We start from the raw sequence: 15623 nt of genomic DNA, 5'->3' as shown, positions 1-15623 counted from the left end.
AATTTGTATTATAAATGACTTCTGTTACATAATTTACATGTTGTGACAAATTGTAATTTAGAAAACAGTAATTTTAATGTATTGATAATCAAATAGTATTAAATAAAAACTTTTTAAATAATGGAAACATCACACGTTTATCCAGGCGCACATACGTTGAATGCCTACATCGCAATTAAAGACTGCCATAAAGCCATAGAATTTTACAAAAAAGCATTTGGCGCAATTGAAAAAGGCATATTACTGCATCCAGACGGCAAAGTCGCTCACGCAGAAATAACTATCGAAGGTTCTTTATTAATGCTTTCTGAAGAGAACAGCGATTGGGGAAATTTAAGCCCAAAAACTATTGGCGGAAACCCTTTAACTTTTGGTTTGTATGTTAAAGACGTGGATGCTGTATTTCAGAAAGCTGTCGATGCCGGAGCATCAGTAAAGATGCCGCTGAAAGATGAATTTTATGGAGACCGTACGGGGCAGGTAGAAGATCCTTTTGGTTATAAATGGATGATAGCCACTCATAAGGAATATGTAAGTTTTGAAGAAATGCAGAAAAAGTTTGACGAAATGGTTCAATAAGATGCGCTGAATGGATGGTTTTTGTAATATGTTGTAAATAAGTTTAAAAGAAAGAAATTTTGTGTATTTGTAAAGTTAATTCCTGCCATATATACAGCTTAAAATGGTAACTTTACTAAGGATAGTATGATATAGATTAACTGTTATAAGTAACTTAAAATTATATATTATGAAATCACAAATTGCAGTTTACGACACCCATGATAAAGCTGTCAACGCTATAAAACGGCTGAGTCAGGAGAACTTTTCGATGAATCAGGTTTCGCTGTTGGGCAAAGCCGAAGTTGTAGAAGATCATATTGAAATTAAATCACTGGATACGATAAACAAAACACCAGCTATTGTCGGGATGAGCGCAGGAACATTGGTAGGACTGCTTAGCGGTATTGGTGTTTTTGCTATTCCTGGTTTTGGTTTTTTGTATGGAGCAGGTGCCCTTGTGGGGATTATCGCTGGACTTGATATAGGTTTAGTGGCAGGTGGTTTGGTTTCGCTCTTATCTTTTACAGGATTAAGAGAAGAGGAAGTAATTAAATGCCAGGAACATGTAAAAGAAGGCAAATTTGTTGTGATTGTAAAAGGTGCTCTTGATGAAATCGAAAAAGCCAAACACATTTTACACACCGAAGGAAACCATTTTGAATTTATTAGTTAGGACACTCTTGAAAGTCTGCGTTTGAGATAGCTGTAATAGCTGTCTGTTATTTCTTTGTGCTTTTTCAAAGCATTACTTCACTATAATATCATGTTTATAAAGCAGTCCTTTTAAGCCGTCTAATGAAAAGATGGCTTTTTTTAATTTAGTAGTTTTCGGGTCTATTGTATAATGACGGCTGGTTTTGAAATTGGCTTTACTAGCATTAGCTTTCGCAAATTCAGCGCGGTATAAATCACAGTTTTCAAAAAGAACTTCGGTCAGATCGGCAGCCATAAAATCTACGGCAATGAGACTGCAGTTTACAAATGGTGTTCCTTTTATTTTCAGCGTATAAAATTTAGAAAAGTCTAATACACAATCGTTAAACTGTACTTCAAAAATAAGTTTACTGCACATTGCAAAATTAACTTCTTTGATTTCGCATCGGTTAAAAGTCACGGTTCTCAAAGCCACATGATTTATTCTGCCCCTGCTGAAAATACAGTCATTAAAAATACAGTCAATAAAGGTTACATCCATAAAATTACTGTCAGAAAATGTACAGCTGTTAAAAGTACAGCACTCAAATTCTTTGAAATTGATTTCATCGATACCATAAGTGTGGCTGTTGTATTCTTGATCGAAAAAATATTCTGGCATGTAAGAAATTGAATTTATGAATTATTAGCAAAGAAACGATTTCTATTGCTTATAAAAAGCATGTGATTTAATATTTATGTGACGAAAATTGAAACATTTCTCTTGGCATCCTGTTGTTTTGTGTCCAATAATTTTCTAAAAACGGATTTTAAAAAGTAATATTTGTAAATTTTGAACTACTAAAATTATGATTCAGACTGTTAATAAAACATAAATTATTGTAAAATATCACTTAAAGAAAACGATTTCGATAGCTTTTTCGAATAACGATGCTCAAAAAAAAGTTTTTTTATTTTATTCTTTTATTACTTTTGGGGTCATTATGAGAGGAGTCACTTTATATTTTATGTATTTATTTTTTCTGCTGTTAGGCGGAGGACAATATCTGCATGCAGAGACATCTCCAAAAATGATTATTTCTGAATCACCTTCTTTTGATTTAGTAAAAAAACATCAGGTAAAAGTAAAAAAAGCGGAAGCAGGAAGCGTCTTGATTGAAGAAGCTGACGCTGATTTAGATGAAGAACTTCACAGCGCTGACAATTCCATTAAAGATCTAACTGCTGGTAAAAGTTTATTGGCAAATTGGTATTTGACATTCTCCCGTCAAGTGCACTACAAGGATAACTCCAAACAATTTAATTTTTTTGCGCCTTATTACGGCCATGATAATCCTATTTATCTTGAAATAGGAGTTTTCAGAATTTGATTCCATTTCACATCACTTACTAAAGGTGTGATTTAGGGATGTCCAATGTTTATATAATCTTGTATAATGTTGGTTTATTAAGTGTTTTCATTCCGGACAGCTTAAGTTTCGCCTTAGTAACTGATGGTCATTTCCTGACCTTGGGAATTTCTGTATTCCTAAATTTTCCATTCGCTTAATTACCAATTTTTATACTATGAAGAGAATTATCATGTTCACTGGCATACTTGCCGTGTTGTCCCTCACTAGCTGTACAAGCAAGAAAGAAGAAAAAGAAGAAGCCGAAACTTTTGAAGTTACTAATCCTGTAAAGATTGACACTTCATTTACGAAGCAGTATGTTTCTCAAATCCGCTCTGTCCGAAACATTGAAATCAGAGCTCAGGAGAAAGGATTTTTGCAGAATATTTATGTTGACGAAGGCCAGTTTGTAAAAGCCGGCCAAGTATTGTTCCGTATTATGCCAAAAGTCTATGAAGCAGAATTACTGGGCGCGCAGGCTGAAGAAAAAGCGGCTGAAATTGAACTTAAAAATGCTAAAACATTAGCAGATAAAAATATAGTTTCAAAAAATGAACAGGCTGTTGCTCAAGCCAAATTAGATCAGGCAAAAGCTGAAGTTGCACTTGCAAAAGTTCACTTATCATTTACCGAAATTAGAGCTCCGTTTGACGGAACTATCGATAGAATCCCAAAGAAATTAGGAAGTCTTATTGACGAAGGCGAATTACTTACCAGCCTTTCAGACAACAGCCAGATGTTTGTTTATTTTAATGTTTCTGAACCTGAATACTTGGATTATGAAACAAATATTAAAGGCAGAGCTCAAAGCAGAGTAGGGTTACTTTTAGCCAATGGCACAACATTTAAAGAAAAAGGAAATGTTGAAGTTATCGAAAGTGAATTTGATAATGAAACCGGAAATATTGCTTTCCGAGCACGTTTCCCTAATCCAGGTAAATTATTGAAACACGGAGAAACTGGAAAGATACTAATGGAATCACCGCTTCATGATGTAATCGTGATTCCACAAAAAGCTACTTATGAAATTCAGGATAAAAAATATGTTTTTGTTGTGGATAAAAATGATGCGGTTAGCTCTAGAGAAATTACAATTAAAGGTGAAATCCCAGATTTATACATGATTGACAGCGGAATAACTGTAAACGACAAAATCTTGCTGGAAGGTGTTCAGAAGGTAAAAGACAATGATAAAATTAAATACAAATATCAAGAACCTCAAGAGGTTATTACTCATTTGCGCTTAAAAGCGGAGTAGTTTGTCAGTTTTCAGATCTCAGTTTACAGTCTCTGAATTTAATCTTAGTATTCAGTCTTGAATAACCTGTATACTGAAAACTGAATACTGCGAAACAGGTTTAATCATAAAAAAAATAGAAACAAATGTTTGATAAATTTATACAAAGACCTGTTATGTCGATAGTAATATCGCTTATAATTGTCTTTTTAGGGGTGCTGTCGGTGCTGAATCTGCCGATCACCCAATTTCCGTCCATATCACCGCCAATGGTGAATATTACCGCAGATTATCCTGGTTCTAATGGGGAGCTGATGATTAAATCGGTTGTTATTCCTTTAGAAAGAGCTTTGAATGGAGTTCCTGGAATGAAATACATGACTTCAGATGCAGGAAATGACGGTGAAGCCAGTATTCAGGTCGTGTTTAACTTAGGTACAGACCCTAACCAAGCTGCTATTAACGTGCAGAATCGTGTGGCTTCGGTTACTAATAAACTGCCTCCATTGGTAGTTAGAGAAGGTGTGAAAATCACCCGTGAGGTTCCGAGTATGCTGATGTATGTGAATCTTTTTAGTACCGATAAAAATACCGACCAAAAGTTCTTGTACAACTATGCCGATATCAATGTTTTGTCCGAATTAAAAAGGGTAAATGGTATTGGATCAGGAGATATTCTAGGAACTCGCGAATATGCGATGCGTATCTGGCTGAAACCAGACCGTATGCTGGCGTATAAAATTTCTGCTGAAGAAGTAATGGAAGCATTGTCCAGCCAGAGTTTGGAAGCTTCGCCTGGGAAAACGGGTGAAGCATCTGGAAAACGTTCACAGGCATTCGAATATGTATTGAAATATTCAGGAAGGTTTACTACCAAAGAACAGTACGGTAATATCATATTGAAATCCAATCCAAACGGAGAAATTCTGCGTTTGAAAGATGTTGCCAATATTGAATTTGGAAGTTCGATGTACGATATTTACTCGAACTTGAACGGAAGACCATCAGCTGCTATCGTACTGAAACAGTCTTTTGGAAGTAATGCGAATCAGGTTATTAAAGATTTAAAGACCAAATTAGAAACCATCAAGAAAAAATTCCCAAAAGGAATGGATTATGAAATTTCGTATGACGTTTCTAAATTTCTTGATGCTTCTATCGAAAAAGTAATTCACACCTTGATTGAAGCTTTTATTTTGGTGGGATTGGTTGTGTTCCTTTTCTTGGGCGACTGGCGATCTACAGTTATTCCTGCTATTGCAGTACCGGTTTCGTTAATAGGGACATTTGCATTCATGCAGTTTTTTGATATTTCCTTAAACTTAATTACGCTTTTCGCATTGGTTTTGGCAATCGGAATTGTCGTCGATGATGCGATTGTGGTTATCGAAGCCGTCCATGCCAAGATGGAAGAAGAACATCTCTCGGCTTTGAAAGCGACTAAAAAAGCAATGCACGAGATTTCGGGAGCTATTATTGCGATTACATTCCTGATGGTGGCGGTATTTATTCCTGTTACGTTTATGTCTGGTCCAGTTGGTATGTTTTACAGACAATTCTCTATTACGATGGTAACTGCGATTGTACTTTCGGGAGTTGTGGCATTAACGTTAACGCCGGCACTCTGCGCAATGATGCTGACCAATAATCACGGAGCACCGAAAAAGAGAACACCTATAAACCGATTTGTAGATGGTTTTAACAATATGTTTAACCTTACACAGACCAAATATCAAAATGTACTTGCGAAGATAGTAAACAGAAGAGCGGTTACGATTGTAGTGCTTTTAGGATTCTGTGCAGGGACTTGGTTTGTGAGCAGTACCGTTCCTTCAGGATTTATTCCAAATGAGGATCAGGGGATGTTTTATGCGATTATTCAAACACCTCCAGGTTCATCTTTGGAAAGAACCAATAATATTTCGGAGAAACTGCAAAAAATTGCGGAAGGGGTAGAAGGAGTTCAATCCGTTTCTTCATTGGCTGGTTATGAAATTTTGACCGAAGGTACTGGATCGAATGCAGGAACCTGTTTGATAAATCTTAAAAACTGGAGCGACCGTAAGCATTCTGTGCAGGAGGTAATGACTGAATTGGAAGAAAAATCAAAAGATATTCCTGGTGCTAATATTGAGTTTTTCCAACCGCCAGCGGTACCAGGTTATGGAGCTGCGGGAGGTTTTGAGCTTCGTTTATTAGACAAAACAGGTTCGGGCGATTACAAAAAAATGGAAAAGATTAATTCTGATTTTGTAAAAGAATTGAACAAACGTCCAGAATTATCGAATGTATTCAGTTTCTACAGTGCCAGTTTTCCTCAGTATATGATGAAAGTCGATAATGATTTGGCGCAGCAAAAAGGAGTATCTATCGAAAATGCAATGAATACCTTGTCAACATTGGTAGGTAGTAACTACGAAATCAGTTTCATTAAATACGGAATCAACTATAAAGTTATCGTTCAGGCATCACCTGAATATCGTGCACAGCCGGACGATATTTTAAAGCTTTATGTAAAAAACAGTCGCGATGAAATGGTTCCTTTTTCTGCTTTCATGAAATTGGAAAAAGTGTACGGTCTTTCGGAAATTACCAGACATAACATGTACACTTCTACAGAGATTAGTGGTGCTGCAGCGCCGGGATACAGCTCTGGAACTGCTATTAAAGTTGTTCAGGAAGTAGCAGCCGAAAAACTGCCTAGAGGATATGATATCGATTGGGCAGGTATCTCTGCCGATGAGGTGGCACAGGGAAATCAGGCGATTTGGGTTTTCCTTATCTGTTTAGGTTTTGTTTACTTGGTTTTAGCAGCACAATACGAAAGTTTTATTCTGCCTTTCTCAGTGATTCTATCATTACCTGCAGGTATATTTGGTGCTTTCCTTTTACTGAAATTTACAGGTTTAGAGAACAATATTTACGCTCAGGTTGCGATGGTAATGCTTATTGGTTTATTGGGTAAAAATGCCGTTTTGATTGTAGAGTTTGCTATTCAAAGGCACGCAGCAGGAAAATCAGTTTTAGAAGCGGCTATGGAAGGTTCAAAAGCAAGGTTTCGTCCTATCTTGATGACTTCATTTGCGTTTATTGCCGGTTTGCTTCCGTTGGCTTTTGCGACTGGTCCTGGTAAAATTGGTAACAGAACCATTGGAACTGCAGCAGCAGGAGGAATGCTGATAGGAACAATCTGCGGTGTATTTATAATTCCGGGACTGTATTATGTTTTCGGCCGAATAGCTGAAAGATTTACCTATGTTAAAAATCAAAAAGAAAATCCATTAACTGAAGAATTTGATGATCATCATGCAGTATAATAAGTCATTTAAATATATTATCCCGCTGGGCATTTGCCTGGCAGCGGTAAGCTGTACACCAGTTCTCGCACCTTTGGCAGAGAAAAAAGCCGTGCCGCAGTCTTTCGATAAAAGTACCGATACAACCAATATTTCTGCCACACCTTGGAGAACTTATTTTAAAGATCCAAACTTGGTGAATCTGATTGATACTGCCCTGAAAAATAATCAGGAGTTACAAATCACGCTGCAGGAAATTGAAATTGCCAAAAATGATATTCGTGTAAAAAAAGGACTGCTGTTACCACAGGTTGGGCTGGCAGCAGGAGCAGGAATTGAAAAAGTAGGACGCTACACCAGCCAAGGAGCAGGTGATGCTTCTACCGAAATCATGCCTGGAAAAGAAATGCCGGATCCGCTGAGTGATTTTAAAATTGGCGCTTATGCAAAATGGGAAGTAGATGTTTGGAAAAAACTGCGTAATTCTAAGAAAGCAGCAGTGAGCCGTTATTTAGCAACCGTGGAAGGTAAAAACTTTGTAATCACCAATCTTATTGCTGAGGTTGCCGATTCGTATTACGAATTATTGGCCTTAGACAACCAATTGGAGATTGTAAAGCAGAATATCACTTTGCAGAGCAATGCTTTGGAAATAGTTAAAATTCAGAAAGAAGCTTCAAGAGCAACTGAACTTGCTGTTCAGAAATTTCAGGCTGAGGTGATGGCTTCAAAAAGCATGGAGTTTGATATTCTTCAGAACATAAAAGAGACGGAGAATAAAATCAATTTCTTGTTAGGGCAGTATCCGCAGGAAATAAAGAGAGACAAAACTAATTTTGCTAGTTTAGTGCCATCGGCCGTAAATTCAGGAATTCCAGCTCAATTGCTGGCTAATCGTCCCGATATCAAACAAGCCGAATTGGAACTTGAAGCAGCAAAATTGGATGTGAAAACAGCCCGTGCCGAGTTTTATCCATCGCTTGACATTACAGCAGGGATAGGATTTAATGCTTTCAAGCCGTCATATCTGTTTACGCTTCCAGAGTCGTTATTGTATTCATTAGCAGGAGATATTGCAGCTCCATTAATTAACAGGAATGCCCTGAAAGCCGAGTACAGCTCTGCAAATGCAAGACAAATTCAGGCTTTGTATAATTATGAGCGCACGATTCTGAATGCCTATATCGAAGTTGCGAATCAGCTTTCTAAAATCAATAATTTAGAAAAAAGCTATGATTTAAAATCACAGCAGGTTGATGCTTTGAACCGTTCGATTGATGTGGCAGGCGATCTGTTCAAGTCGGCTAGAGTCGATTATTTTGAAGTTTTAATGACACAGCGTGATGCTTTGGAGTCTAAACTCGAACTGATAGAAACCAAAAAAGAACAGCTTAATGCTTCTGTATATGTGTACAGAGACTTAGGCGGAGGATGGAAATAATCTTCAAATAATATTGGCAGTACAACTTTATAATACCACTTTTTTAGTTGCCAAAAGCCCTAAACAGTTTTAAATGTTTAGGGCTTTTTTATTTTTGTAACCAAATATCTAAGTATTTGAATCCATTTTTTGTTGCAATTTTTTCGCTTCTTTATAGTGATTTGTTAATAAAACAATTTGTTCTGAAGCCCATTCTTTAATATCATCATCAGTTGCTTCTTTAGAAATTTGAGTCATTTTATCAACTGCTTCGTTATGTCCTTCGGTCATCATATCAATAAATTTTTTATCAAAATCTGCACCAGATATTTTATTTAAACTATCATATTCTTTACTCCCCTCATCATTTACTGATACTGAGGTAGGAATAGTAATTGTTTTGTCGATTGCCAGCATCTTTAAATCATTTAATGATTTTTTGTGATCTGCAAGTAAAGTCTCTGCGAATTTTTTTACGTCTTCACTGGATCCATTCATTAATTCCAGTTTTCCAATTTGTATTTCGGATAGTTTTATAGAAGTTGCAGCGTGCAATAAAGTCGAATCTTTTTTTACGCTAGCGACGTCTTTAGAATTTTTAGTTTCATTTTTACATGAATTCATTGTTAATAATACTAGTCCAGCGAATAAAATTATTTTACTTAAATTGAATATCTTTTTCATCTTTTCTATTTTTTAAAGTTTAAAAATATTGTTTTAAACAAAGTTATAGTAAGAAGATGCTTAAAGTTTTATAGTTTTTTGCTAAAATATTACATTATTAACAGCTTAAGTTTTCGAAAAAAAAATAATCTTAACTTAATGATATTGGCTTCTATTCATTCGGCTGTTCTGTTGGGAACTTACTCATATCCATAAAGAAAATTTCCCAAGTGTGTCCGTCAAAATCTTCTATGGTACGCTGTACCATAAATCCATAATCTCTTAGTTCGTTGGGTTCAATTCCTCCAGCTTTGAGACCATTAGTTATTATACTGTTTACTTCATCGACACTTTCTACAGATAATGAAAAAAGTCCTGCTACATTGATTTTGGTGTCTGCAATGGGTTTATTGGTGAAATTTAAAAATTTTTCATGGGACAATAACATTACAAAAATGTTTTCACTCCAAACCATACATTTTCCCGTCTCGTCCGAAAATTGAGGATTGTTTGTAAATCCTAATGCGGTATAAAAGGCCGTAGATTTTTCAAGGTTTTTTACTGCTAAATTGATAAATACTTGTTTTGCCATTTTATTGTGTTTTTTGGTTGTCTTATTTTTATTTTTGGTCACTTTGGATTAGTATTGAAGGGTTTTCGAATTTACCTTTCCTTTTTTATTATAAAAAAGCTGCTAACTACTGCTTTTTCTCGGTCATTTTGGTTTTCAATTCTTTTGTAATCTGTTTTACAAATTTGTCCTTGTCTTTTTTCGCTTCTTTGATTGTTGCTTTTAGTTCGGCTGGCATTTCATAATGTTTGTCCGACCAAATGTAAATTTCCATAATCATAGGTAATAAGTCAATTCCTTTTGGTGTCAATCTGTACAAAAATTTTGCTTTGCTGTCGGGGTGAGCTGTTTTTTCAATTACACCATTTTCTTCAAGTCCTTTCAGTCTTGATGCTAAAATATTGGTAGCAATACCCTCATCCGATTTTAAAAAGTCGTTATATGTACATTTATTCCCGAACATTAAGTCTCTGATAATGAGTAAAGACCACTTGTCTCCAAACACGTCAAGAGAGCCACTTAGTGGGCAGTCTGATCTTTTTTTATTCAATTCCATAAAATATTTTAAATTTTAACTTGCATTTTGAAAGTTGTTTGTATATTTGTACTTGCATTTAGCAAGCAAATTTACTAATAAAATTAAAACAAATAAAAATGAAAAAAAATATTTTAGTAACAGGTGCAAGTTCTGGTTTTGGTTTACTTATCGCAAACGAGTTACAAAAAAAGGGTTACAATGTAATTGGTACAAGCCGTAACCCTGAAAAGTATGCGGGTAAGTTATCTTTCAAAATGATAGCATTAGACCTTGATTCGGAACAATCGATAAATACTTTTTCGGAAAGAATTTTTAAGGAAATAGGGCATTTGGATATTCTTATCAATAATGCTGGCTTTTTAGTCTCAGGTATTGCAGAAGAAACACCTATTGAGTTGGGAAGGCAACAATTGGAAACTAACTTTTGGGGAACCATCAAGGTAACTAACGCCGTATTACCCCATTTTAGAAAACAAAAATTCGGTAAAATAATAACTGTGGGGTCAATTATAGGACTCGTATCTTTTCCTAATGCAGCTTACTATGCAGCTTCAAAACACGCATTGGAAGGTTATTTCAAATCTTTACGCTATGAGTTGAATGAGTTTAATATTAGTGTTGCTATGATTGAACCTGCAGCTTTTAAAACAAGTATTTTAGACAACTCATCTACAAGTTTAAAGAAAATTGAAGATTACAATACGTTAAGAAATAACATTGAAAAATTCTCAGCCAATTTGGCAGAACAGGCTGAAGATCCTATAATGGTTGCAGAAAAAGTGCTTAAAGTAGTTCAAACAGAGAAACCAAAATTTAGAAACATTGTAGGTAAAGGAACTTCTGCCTTGATAAACCTGCAGCATTTTGCTTATGGAATTTTAGAGAAAAATGTTCTTAAGCAACTAAATAAAGTTTAAATTTAAAAATAAAATAATGAAAGCATTCATAGTAAAAAAATACGGAAAAAAAGAAAAATTACATTTAACAGATTGGGCAGAACCAATTGTAAATGAAAGTGATGTATTAGTACAAGTTCATTCGGCAGGTGTTAATTTATTAGATTCACTTATTAGAAATGGTGAGTTCAAACTGTTTCTGCCTTACAAGCATTCATTTGTAAATGGACATGATGTGGCTGGTGTTGTAACTAAAATAGGTTCAAAAGTTAGCAAGTTCAAAGTCGGTGATGAAGTGTATTCTCGTCCGTCAGATTATAGAGTAGGCACTTTTGCCGAATACATTTCTATTGATGAAAATGATGTAGCCATAAAACCAAAAAATCTTTCAATGGAAGAGGCTGGCTCTATTCCTTTGGTTGGTTTAACAGCATGGCAGGCTCTTGTTGAAATAGGAAAAATACAAAAAGGACAAAAAGTTTTCATTCAGGCTGGTTCAGGTGGTGTAGGTACATTTGCTATTCAGCTGGCAAAACATTTAGGGGCTTTTGTGGCCACAACTACCAGTGCAAAGAATATTGATTTAGTAAAATTACTTGGCGCCGATCTTATTATTGATTACAAAACCGAAGATTTTGAAACGAAGCTAAAAGAGTATGATTTGGTTCTGCATAGTAATAGAGATACGAAAATTTTAGAAAAATCATTACGAGTTTTAAAGCCTGGAGGGCAGCTGGTTTCATTAGTTGGTCCACCAACGCCTGAATTTGCTACAGCAATCGGTTTGCCTTGGTATTTAAAATTAGTGACGAAATTAATTAGTTTGGGAGTAAAGAAAAAAGCAGAAAAATTAAACACCAATTTTGTGTTTCTGTTCATGAGAGCAGAAGGCACGCAGTTAAGCCAAATAACAAAACTTATTGAAGCTGGAGTTATAAAACCTGTTATTGATAAAATCTTTCCATTTCAGCAGACAAACGAAGCATTATCTTATGTTGAAACAGGACGTTCAAAAGGAAAAGTTGTGATTAAAATTAAATAGTTTTGTTTCTTATTCTGTAAAGTAACAGCTAATGTTAGTCTGTGAAAAAAAAACTAAAATTATCTTCTGGTCTTAGAGTACTTTCTGAATTTGAAAGTTTTTTTCACAGCCTGGCACTTTAGTATTATTGAGGTTTGAGACTATATTATATCCATTTTTCAGATTTGCCAGATCTTCCCAAATACAAAATCGTCTTTCCATTAACTAATTGCTTAAATCCGTTGTAGTACCTGTTAGCAAAAGCCTTTATTATTGAAAAGATTTTATATATTCCTCGATTGGTTCCAATTCCATCTCTGCTCTTAATTGATTTACTTTTTCTGGAACTTCTAGTTTATATGGACTATTAACTCCTTGAGAGTTCCAAATCATTTGGGTTCCATATAATTGAGGTTTATTTTCATTTTTTTGAACTCTATCGTATAGATATGCATAATTGCGACTACTTGCATTTTTGGTTTTAAGTTCTTTTTTTATTGCTTTTAGGACTTTTTTTTGAAAAGCCACATCGTTGTCGCCGTGTTGAACAATTAGCCAAAAATGTAAAGCGGTTTCTTTTCCATTTTCTTTAATACCAGGAAAGCCATTTTCATTGAAGTACTTTTTGACTACGATTAAATTTTTTTCAAATACTTTATTACATTCTGTCTTCATCGAATCAGAGTATCCTTTTCTCTCTGCTTTTTTTAAATCATATTTTTGGACATTTTGGTCATTTATATACATGTTTTTTAAATTCAATTTCATTTCTTCAGTATATTGAATTTTGGATTTACAGGAAAATAAAAATATCATTAAAATTGTTACTGAGAATAGTTTTGTCATTTGTCGTTTCATTTTTCGAAGGTTTTTGCTAAACTTACACATGCTCGGTGTAAGATATTGTAAATCAGGATTAAGTTTAGTGTTTTATCCATTATTTTGATAGTATATTATTATGATAAAAGATAAAAGTCTAATTTAAAAACTCAGCGCTTTCTATTCTTAAACAATGCTCGGTTCCTAAATAGAGCGGATCTCCATGTTTTTCGGACCAAAAACCTTCCAATACATCTTTGGTTATGCATTTGTAAACAGCCACGCCTTTATATGTTTTGTTATCACCGCCTTTGTAGCTAAAATTAATTACCAAAATGTTGTCTTTAAAAAAACCTTTCCCTTTTTGCACTTGCTCATTATTAATAAGCCATTGGGCAATTATTCGGTTATTTTCGTCCAGTGATAAAGTCAAAATACCCTTATAGGTCATTTCGGCTGTGTTGTCTTGATTGCTTCCGGAAATGGCATACTCGCCGATTAAATCTTGTATAGTCATGTATTACTTGAAATAGAGTCGTTGAAAGATAGTTTATTTAATCTTATCAATTATTAGATAACTGGTTTTGTTGTAATAATCTTTTCGGAATATTATTTCTTTTATTCAAGAGACTATAGAAACTGGTTTTACGTTTTGGAGCAATTTCGAATGAGGTAATCTCTAAGTACAACAATTTGTTTCAAAGTTTTTTCATTTGATCTAAAAAAATCATCAAAAAAATTGCGAAACCGAAAAGTTGCATATATATTTGCAATCAAATGGTTGCTCAATAGCAGAAAATAAGATGAGAAGAGATATATTTCAGGCAATAGCCGACCCGACAAGAAGAGCCATTATTACGCTGATTGCACTGCAGGCTATGACGCCCAATACCATTGCAGAACATTTTGATACGACACGGCAGGCAGTTTCAAAACATCTAAAAATATTAGCTGAATGCGAGTTAGTAAAGCAGGAACAGCAGGGACGGGAAATTTATTATAGTCTCCAAATAGAGAAAATGAAAGAAATAGATAAATGGCTGGAGCAATTCAAAAAGATTTGGGAAACCCGTTTTAACCAATTGGACGATTTATTATTAACTATTAAAAACACTAAGTAAGATGAACAGCAATTTACAATTCGACTTTCTTGTAGACAAGGAAAAGAATACGATTACCGTAAGAAGGGAATTTCTTGCCAATCAGCAATTGGTTTGGGATTGTTATACTAAAAGAGAGTTATTAGACCAATGGTTTGCACCAAAACCTTTATCGACCAAAACCAAATCGATGGATTTTAGTGAAGGAGGTCATTGGCATTATGCAATGGTAGAACCTAATGGAACAGAATATTGGGGCTTAACGACATATACCGAAATAAAACCTATTGAGTATTACAAAGCATTGGATGCATTCTCTAATGAAGCGGGTGATATTAACTCTGATTTTCCGCAGGCAAAATGGTTAGTAAGCTTTACTGGTAAAGATGAAAACGCCGTTGTAGAAACGATTGTTACTTATAATTCTCTTGAAGATCTGGAAGCAGTAATTAATATGGGAATGAAAGATGGATTAACTTCAACACTTGAAAGATTAGACGATTTATTATTAACTTTAAAATAATCAGCCATGAATACTAATCTGACATTCGATTTTACTGTGGATAAAAAAACCAGCACAGTGTATGTTAAAAAAGAATTTGCTGCTGCATTAAATTTGGTTTGGGATGCTTACACTAAAGCCGAACTGCTGGACAAATGGTGGGGACCAAAACCTTGGTTTACGAAAACCAAATCAATGGAATTTAAAGAAGGAGGCCGAAGATTATATGCCATGTGCGGACCAGAAGGGCAGGAGCATTGGGCATTAGCCGATTTTACCTCTATTTCTCCCAAAACCAATTTCCAGTTTTTAAGCGGTTTTTGTGATAACGAAGGAAATATAAATAATGAAATTCCCCGATCTGAGTGGAATATTGATTTTGATGATAAAGAAAATACTACTTTTGTAACTATTGCTATCAAACATAAATCATTAGACAATCTAGAACAAATGCTTGCAATGGGTTTCAAAGAAGGATTCACCGTAGCATTAAATGGACTGGACGAACTATTTGCTAACACTAAAAATTAAATACTTATGAAAAACAAAATCTTCTTCGTTTTAAGTCTTTTATTCGGGCTTATGTTTATCAATGCAGGACTCAATAAGTTTTTTTATTATATGCCAATGCCGGAACAATTGCCCGAAAAAATGCAGAAAGCAATGGCAGCATTTACCGAAATAGGCTGGATTATGCCTTTAGTCGGAGCGGTTGAAGCTTTGGGCGGTTTACTTATAATTATACCAAAAACACGAGCTGTTGGTGCTTTAATGATTTTACCTATTATGGTTGGAATTGTCCTTACTAATATTGTTCAGGATACCAGCGGTCTGCCTTTTGCTTTGGTTTTAAGTGCGATTTTGATTTTGATTATGTTTCAAAACAAAGAGAAATATTCGGCTTTGTTCGAATAAAAAAATATTGATATTTCACAAAGCCCTAATCATTGTAAA

At 34.8% G+C, this 15623-nt stretch carries 18 protein-coding genes; 12 read left to right on the top strand and 6 right to left on the bottom strand.

The window, feature by feature from the left end; genetic code table 11:
• Positions 1-120: 120 nt before the first annotated feature.
• Both C8P67_RS02785 and C8P67_RS02780 read left to right on the top strand, forming a co-directional pair.
• Positions 121-579, top strand: coding sequence for a VOC family protein (locus C8P67_RS02785; RefSeq protein ID WP_115810197.1), 459 nt, complete (start codon positions 121-123; stop codon positions 577-579).
• A 169-nt stretch (positions 580-748) separates the two neighbouring features.
• Complete coding sequence (locus C8P67_RS02780) at positions 749-1234, top strand: hypothetical protein (protein ID WP_115810195.1); 486 nt, start codon at positions 749-751, stop codon at positions 1232-1234.
• Positions 1235-1306: 72 nt separating this feature from the next.
• Here the strand turns inward: C8P67_RS02780 and C8P67_RS02775 are convergent, their stop codons facing one another.
• Positions 1307-1876, bottom strand: a complete 570-nt coding sequence (locus C8P67_RS02775; RefSeq protein ID WP_115810193.1) for a pentapeptide repeat-containing protein — start codon at positions 1874-1876, stop codon at positions 1307-1309.
• A 346-nt stretch (positions 1877-2222) separates the two neighbouring features.
• Between C8P67_RS02775 and C8P67_RS02770 the strand changes: the two genes are divergently transcribed.
• From C8P67_RS02770 to C8P67_RS02755, 4 genes are all read left to right on the top strand, one after another.
• Positions 2223-2585 carry a hypothetical protein gene (locus C8P67_RS02770; protein ID WP_147298190.1) on the top strand — a complete coding sequence of 121 codons (363 nt, stop codon included), beginning with the start codon at positions 2223-2225 and terminating at the stop codon, positions 2583-2585.
• A gap of 196 nt (positions 2586-2781) precedes the next feature.
• A complete protein-coding gene (locus C8P67_RS02765) occupies positions 2782-3864 on the top strand; it encodes an efflux RND transporter periplasmic adaptor subunit (RefSeq protein WP_115810189.1) in 1083 nt (360 codons plus the stop codon).
• 125 nt (positions 3865-3989) lie between these two features.
• Positions 3990-7160 (top strand): efflux RND transporter permease subunit, encoded by a 3171-nt coding sequence (locus C8P67_RS02760; RefSeq protein ID WP_115810187.1) that lies wholly within the window; start codon positions 3990-3992, stop codon positions 7158-7160.
• Positions 7150-8580 (top strand): TolC family protein, encoded by a 1431-nt coding sequence (locus C8P67_RS02755; protein WP_115810186.1) that lies wholly within the window; start codon positions 7150-7152, stop codon positions 8578-8580. The genes C8P67_RS02760 and C8P67_RS02755 overlap by 11 nt, the downstream gene beginning before the upstream one ends.
• A 108-nt stretch (positions 8581-8688) precedes the next feature.
• Here C8P67_RS02755 and C8P67_RS02750 read toward each other — a convergent pair whose 3' ends face one another.
• The 3 genes from C8P67_RS02750 to C8P67_RS02740 all read right to left on the bottom strand — a co-directional run bounded on the left by C8P67_RS02750 (position 8689) and on the right by C8P67_RS02740 (position 10349).
• Entirely contained in the window at positions 8689-9243 is a 555-nt protein-coding gene (locus C8P67_RS02750; RefSeq protein WP_115810184.1) for a DUF4142 domain-containing protein, read from the bottom strand.
• A gap of 151 nt (positions 9244-9394) precedes the next feature.
• A complete protein-coding gene (locus C8P67_RS02745; RefSeq protein WP_115811016.1) occupies positions 9395-9814 on the bottom strand; it encodes a VOC family protein in 420 nt (139 codons plus the stop codon).
• A gap of 106 nt (positions 9815-9920) precedes the next feature.
• On the bottom strand, positions 9921-10349 hold the full coding sequence (locus C8P67_RS02740) for a winged helix-turn-helix transcriptional regulator (RefSeq protein WP_115810182.1): 429 nt from the start codon (positions 10347-10349) through the stop codon (positions 9921-9923).
• Between the two features lie 98 nt (positions 10350-10447).
• Here C8P67_RS02740 and C8P67_RS02735 point away from each other — a divergent pair, with 98 nt between their 5' ends.
• Positions 10448-11248, top strand: a complete 801-nt coding sequence (locus C8P67_RS02735) for an SDR family oxidoreductase (RefSeq protein ID WP_115810180.1) — start codon at positions 10448-10450, stop codon at positions 11246-11248.
• 16 nt (positions 11249-11264) lie between these two features.
• Positions 11265-12269 (top strand): NADP-dependent oxidoreductase, encoded by a 1005-nt coding sequence (locus C8P67_RS02730; protein ID WP_115810178.1) that lies wholly within the window; start codon positions 11265-11267, stop codon positions 12267-12269.
• A gap of 249 nt (positions 12270-12518) precedes the next feature.
• On the opposite strand, the gene C8P67_RS02725 is transcribed toward C8P67_RS02730, so the two are convergent.
• Both C8P67_RS02725 and C8P67_RS02720 read right to left on the bottom strand, forming a co-directional pair.
• Positions 12519-13016, bottom strand: a complete 498-nt coding sequence (locus C8P67_RS02725) for a DUF6624 domain-containing protein (protein WP_147298189.1) — start codon at positions 13014-13016, stop codon at positions 12519-12521.
• A 208-nt stretch (positions 13017-13224) separates the two neighbouring features.
• Positions 13225-13584, bottom strand: coding sequence for a hypothetical protein (locus C8P67_RS02720; protein WP_115810174.1), 360 nt, complete (start codon positions 13582-13584; stop codon positions 13225-13227).
• A gap of 286 nt (positions 13585-13870) precedes the next feature.
• Here C8P67_RS02720 and C8P67_RS02715 point away from each other — a divergent pair, with 286 nt between their 5' ends.
• Genes C8P67_RS02715 through C8P67_RS02700 form a run of 4 tightly spaced genes read left to right on the top strand, consistent with a single transcriptional unit; the run spans position 13871 to position 15584 of the window.
• Positions 13871-14188 carry an ArsR/SmtB family transcription factor gene (locus tag C8P67_RS02715; RefSeq protein WP_115810172.1) on the top strand — a complete coding sequence of 106 codons (318 nt, stop codon included), beginning with the start codon at positions 13871-13873 and terminating at the stop codon, positions 14186-14188.
• A gap of 1 nt (position 14189) precedes the next feature.
• Positions 14190-14690, top strand: coding sequence for an SRPBCC family protein (locus C8P67_RS02710; protein ID WP_115810170.1), 501 nt, complete (start codon positions 14190-14192; stop codon positions 14688-14690).
• Positions 14691-14696: 6 nt separating this feature from the next.
• Positions 14697-15200 (top strand): SRPBCC family protein, encoded by a 504-nt coding sequence (locus C8P67_RS02705; protein ID WP_115810168.1) that lies wholly within the window; start codon positions 14697-14699, stop codon positions 15198-15200.
• A 6-nt stretch (positions 15201-15206) separates the two neighbouring features.
• Complete coding sequence (locus C8P67_RS02700) at positions 15207-15584, top strand: DoxX family protein (RefSeq protein ID WP_115810166.1); 378 nt, start codon at positions 15207-15209, stop codon at positions 15582-15584.
• Positions 15585-15623 lie beyond the last annotated feature (39 nt).

This window comes from Flavobacterium aquicola, assembly GCF_003385115.1.
GTDB lineage: Bacteria > Bacteroidota > Bacteroidia > Flavobacteriales > Flavobacteriaceae > Flavobacterium > Flavobacterium aquicola.
The sequence above is the reverse complement of the archived record's forward strand: the minus strand, read 5'-3'. Positions and strand labels throughout refer to the sequence as shown.